The organism is Streptomyces sp. NPDC059037, assembly GCF_042740015.1.
Taxonomy (GTDB): domain Bacteria; phylum Actinomycetota; class Actinomycetes; order Streptomycetales; family Streptomycetaceae; genus Streptomyces.
Genome location: NZ_JBHYIG010000097.1, coordinates 25,903 through 30,390 on the forward strand (window position 1 = coordinate 25,903; position 4,488 = coordinate 30,390).

General features: G+C 70.5%; 5 protein-coding genes. All 5 read right to left on the reverse strand.

Features of this window, described 5'->3' with window-relative positions; all coding sequences use genetic code 11:
- Positions 1 to 90 precede the first annotated feature (90 nt).
- The 5 genes from mtnB to ACFWY6_RS21045 are packed head-to-tail and all read right to left on the reverse strand — an operon-like array spanning position 91 to position 4,311.
- Positions 91 to 696 carry a methylthioribulose 1-phosphate dehydratase gene (gene mtnB, locus ACFWY6_RS21025; RefSeq protein ID WP_384692448.1) on the reverse strand — a complete coding sequence of 202 codons (606 nt, stop codon included), beginning with the start codon at positions 694 to 696 and terminating at the stop codon, positions 91 to 93.
- A complete protein-coding gene (mtnC, locus tag ACFWY6_RS21030) occupies positions 693 to 1,433 on the reverse strand; it encodes an acireductone synthase (protein ID WP_384692451.1) in 741 nt (246 codons plus the stop codon). The genes mtnB and mtnC overlap by 4 nt, the downstream gene beginning before the upstream one ends.
- A complete protein-coding gene (locus ACFWY6_RS21035; RefSeq protein ID WP_384692454.1) occupies positions 1,430 to 2,014 on the reverse strand; it encodes an acireductone dioxygenase in 585 nt (194 codons plus the stop codon). Before ACFWY6_RS21035 ends, mtnC begins: the two co-directional genes overlap by 4 nt.
- 58 nt (positions 2,015 to 2,072) lie before the next feature.
- A complete protein-coding gene (locus ACFWY6_RS21040) occupies positions 2,073 to 3,137 on the reverse strand; it encodes an LLM class flavin-dependent oxidoreductase (protein WP_384692457.1) in 1,065 nt (354 codons plus the stop codon).
- 49 nt (positions 3,138 to 3,186) lie between these two features.
- Complete coding sequence (locus ACFWY6_RS21045; RefSeq protein WP_384692460.1) at positions 3,187 to 4,311, reverse strand: LLM class flavin-dependent oxidoreductase; 1,125 nt, start codon at positions 4,309 to 4,311, stop codon at positions 3,187 to 3,189.
- Between the last annotated feature and the right edge of the window lie 177 nt (positions 4,312 to 4,488).

A 4,488-nucleotide genomic window follows, 5' to 3' on the forward strand; every position in this document is an offset into this window, starting at 1 on the left:
CCCCACGTATAAAACAAGTGTGTTGGTGTGGGCCTGCTTCTGTGTGTTATACGCGACCGGCCTGGGCGGGGGGGGGGTAGCCCCGCAGGGCTACCCCCGGGTCAGCTCCAGCTCCAGGAGCCACTCCACGACCTCCGTACGGTGCCGCGCCTCGCGAGGATCCGCACCCCAGACGTACATCCCGTGCCCGGCCACAACCACCGCCGGCATCCCCGGCGAAAGCGCCGCCTCCAGCCGATCCCCAAGGACCGCCATGTCCTGACTGTTGGCGATCACCGGCAGCGTCACCTCGACCTCGTGCGTACCGTGCCCAAGCCCCTTCAGCATCTCCAGGTCACGGAACACCACCCCCTCCGGCTTCCGGTGCCCCATGGCCACCGACGCCACCGTGTGGACATGGACGACCGCCCCCGCCCCCGTGAGCCGCGCCACCCGCGCATGCAGCGCGGCCTCCGCCGACGGCCGCCCCGGCCCCAGCGCGGCGCCCGAAGCGTCCGTCAACACCACGTCCGCGGCGGTGAGTTCACCCTTGTCCCGCCCACTCGCCGTCACGGCGAGCTGCAGCGGCGTACGCGAGAGGACCACGGACAGGTTCCCGGACGTACCCCGCATCCACCCGAACGAGGCGAACCGCGCCGCCTCGGCGGCCAGGACGGCGCCCGCCTCCTCCAGGTCCAGCGCAGTGGTCTCGCTCATGCCGTGCTCCTCGAAGCCGAAGCCGAAACAGTGATCTCGTCGAAGGCGAACGCCTCCGGATGCCCGCCGACCCCGGCGGCGAAACAGGGCTCCCCGGCCCGCCGGACGCCCACCGTCAGCCACCCGGCCTCCCGCGCCGCGTCCAGCTCACCGGGCCGGTCGGACAGGAAGAGCGTGCGATCGGACGGCACGCCCACGGCCGCCGAAATGGCCCGGTAGGAGTCCGCCTCCTGCTTGGGCCCCGCGTTCTCGGTGTCGTAGAAGCCACTCACGAGGTCCATCAACGACCCCTCGGGCGAGTACGTGAACCACGCGCGCTGCGCCGCCACCGACCCGGACGAGTAGACGTACAGCCGCACTCCGCCCGCCGCCCACCCCCGCAGCACCCCGATCACCTCGGGGTAGAAGTGCGAGACCAGCTCGCCGCGCGCGAAGCCCTCCGCCCAGAGGATCCCCTGCAGGGTCTTCAGGGGCGTCGCCTTGCGGTCCTCGTCCACCCAGCCGTGCAGGATCTTCTCGATCCGTCCCGCATCGGCGTCCGGCTCGCCGGCCAGCTCACGTACCTGCGCGACGGCCCGCGCCACCTCCGGCTCATCGCCCCGCGAGGCCAGCAGCGTCCCGAACCGTTCGCGCGCGTAGGGGTACAGCACGTCCACCACGAACCCCGTGGCGCTCGTGGTGCCCTCGATGTCGAGCACAACGGCAGCCACGGAGCCCGCGCCGAAAGAGACACTCACGCGGCGTACCCCGCGTGGATCGTGTCGAAGTCCGGGAAGCGGTCGGCGATCGGGCTGCCGGTGAACGTGCCGATCCAGCCGTCCTCCTCGTGGAAGAAGCGGATCGCCGTGAACGCGGGGGACGTGCCCATGTCGAACCAGTGCGTCGTGCCGCGCGGAACGCCGAGCAGGTCGCCCTTCTCGCAGTAGACCGCGTGCACTTCGCCGCCGACGTGGAGGTAGAAGATCCCGGCGCCCGCGACGAAGAACCGGACCTCGTCATCGTCGTCGTGCGTGTGCTCGGCGAGGAACTTCTGCCGGGCCGCCTTCGCCTTCTCGGGCCACGCGGGGTCGTCGCTGGGGTGCAGTGCCACCACGTCGACCGTCTGGAAGCCCTCTTCGGCGTTGAGCTTGTCGATCTCCGTGCGGTACGCGGCGAAGACCGTGTCGCTGTCCGCGTCGGCGGGCACGTCCTCGCGCACCGGCCACTGCTCGTAGCGCACGCCGACGGGGGCGAGCGCGGCGGCTATCTCGGCCGGGTCCGATGTGCGGCGTACGACGGTCTCGGGGCCGGACTCGGCCCACGTCGTCAGGAGAGTCATTGATCACTCCAGGGCAGGTCAGGGATGTCTTCGGATCGTAGCTCCCGGTGTCTGCCCGTCACACGGCGTCCCACAGCGTGGACGGCGCGGCCCCGCGCACCGCCGGCGCGATCTCCTCGGCGAACCGCTGGAGCGTCTCGATCTGTTCGGCCCGCTCCAGGCCGAACCCGTCCACGGTGATGGACTGCAGGTCATGGCCGTACACCTCGTGGTAGCCGAGGATCTTGTCGATGATCTGCTGCGGGGAGCCGATCAGCTGGGGCCCGTCCGCGATCGCGTCCTCGATGGTCCGGAAGGGCGTGTTGTAGCCCGCCTTGCCCTCCAGGTGTGGCTTGAAAGACTGCCGTACCTTCGCCTCGTACAGCTCGCGGTAGCGCGCGACCGCCTGCTCCGCCGAGTCCGCGATGAGCAGACCGCCGGAGCCCGCCGCCACATGGGCGCGCGCCGGATCATGTCCGTACGCCTCGAACCGCTCGCGGTAGTGCGAGATCAGCTTCGCGTACGCGGCGCGCGGCTGGACGGCGTTGGCGGTGAAGAGCGGATCCCCGTGTCTGGCCGCCAGATCGGGGGAGTTGAGGGACGTCGCCGAGCCGTGCCAGACCCTCGGCACTCCCGCGTACGGGCGCGGCACCGTCGTCACGTTCTTCAGGGCGGGCCTGAACTCGCCCTCCCAGTCGACGTTCTCCTCGCTCCACAGGCGCCGAAGGAGCTCGTACTTCTCCTTCTGCAGATCCCACTGCCGCTCCTCGTCGAGCCCGAAGAGGTCGAAGTGGCCCGCCTCTGCACCCTTGCCGATGACCAACTCGATGCGCCCGCGCGAGATCTGATCGAGCGTCGCGTAGTCCTCGGCGACCCGCACGGGGTCGAGGATCGCGACGACGGTGACTCCGGTGAGCAGCTTGATGCGCGTGGTCCGCGCCGCCAGCGCGCCGAGCACGACCGTCGGGCTCGACGACAGGAAGGCTCCCGCGTGCCGCTCGCCCACGGCGTACGCGTCATAGCCGAGCTCCTCCGCGGCCACACCGACCTCGATCACATCGGCCAACCGGTCGGCGGAGGAAGGGAGTCGGCCGGTCAGTGGGTGCGGCGCATGACCGATGATCGACAGTACCTGGAACTTCATGACGTCTCTTCCTTGTCTCAGGACTGCTTGGTCTCAGCACTGCTTGGTCTCAGGCCCGCTTGAACCAGGCCTGGGCGAGCAGCTCGTACGAACGCAGCCGGTCCGCGTGGTCGTGCGTGATGGTGGTGATCAGCAACTCGTCGGCTCCGGTGGCCCGTTGGACCACGTCGAGCTGCTCCGTCACCGTCTCGGGCGCGCCCACGAACTGGGTGCCGACGCGGTCGGCCACCAACTCCCGGTCCTCGTCCGTCCATTCATGGCGGGCGGCTTCCTCGGGCGTGGGGAACGCGATCGCACCCTCGGCGCTGCGGATGGACCGCACCCACGGCGCGTATCCGGCCGCGAGCCGCCGCGCCGTCCCGTCGTCCGGCGCGACGACGACATCGGCGGACACCGCCACATACGGCTCCGACAGCACGGCGGAGGGCCGGAACGCCGCGCGGTAGGCCTCCACGGCCTCCACCACCGTGCCCGGACTGACGTGGTAGTTCGCCCCGAAGGGCAGCCCCCGCGCCCCCGCCACCTCGGCGCTCTCCCCGGCACTGCTGCCCAGGATCCATACGTCGACGTCGGCGCCGTCACCCGGCGTGGCGTGCGCCTCGACGCCGTCCTCGTCGCGGTAGGTCCCGGCGAGGAGCGCGAGGATGTCGTCGATCTGCGCGTCGTACGCCGGGGTCTGCGCGCCCGGCTGCTGGAGCAGGGCCTGCTGCAGCCGGAAGCGCGGCGAGCGAAGAAGCCGCGCGAAACCCGTGAACTTGGGCGGCAGATACAGGCCTTCGTCCGTGAAGGTGCCGCCCCGCTCGGCGGCCTGTGCCACCGGGGGAGTGCCGCGCGGCCGCCCCGACCGCCCCACGCCCAGGTCGATCCGCCCCGGATACAGCGTGTCCAGGATCCCGAACTGCTCCACGACCGACAGCGGCGTCTGATGCCCGAGCAGGACCGCGCCCGAACCCACCCGGATCTCCCGGGTCGCCTGCGCGACGGCCTGGATCACCAGGGCGGGCGCGGAACCGGCCACGCCCGGATTGAGATGGTGCTCGGCCAGCCAGTAGCGGCGATAGCCGAACTCCTCGGCGGCGCGGGCCAGTTCGACGGTGTTGCGCAGCGCCGTCGGGGCATCGGAGCCGGAGCTGATGGGGACCAGGTCAAGGACTGCGAGAGGAACCGGAGGCATCCTCCAACTCTCCCCGCGGCGTATTGCACGCGTATGTACGCGGTATGGCAGCCCGGCCGGGTACGCCGAAGGGGCGGCCCCCCCAAGAGGGAGCCCCCCCCTCCAACCTGTGTCTTAAAAACAAAACCCAGACCACCATACCAAGAAGGATCGAGGTTTGCGGCGTGTGCGGGTAAA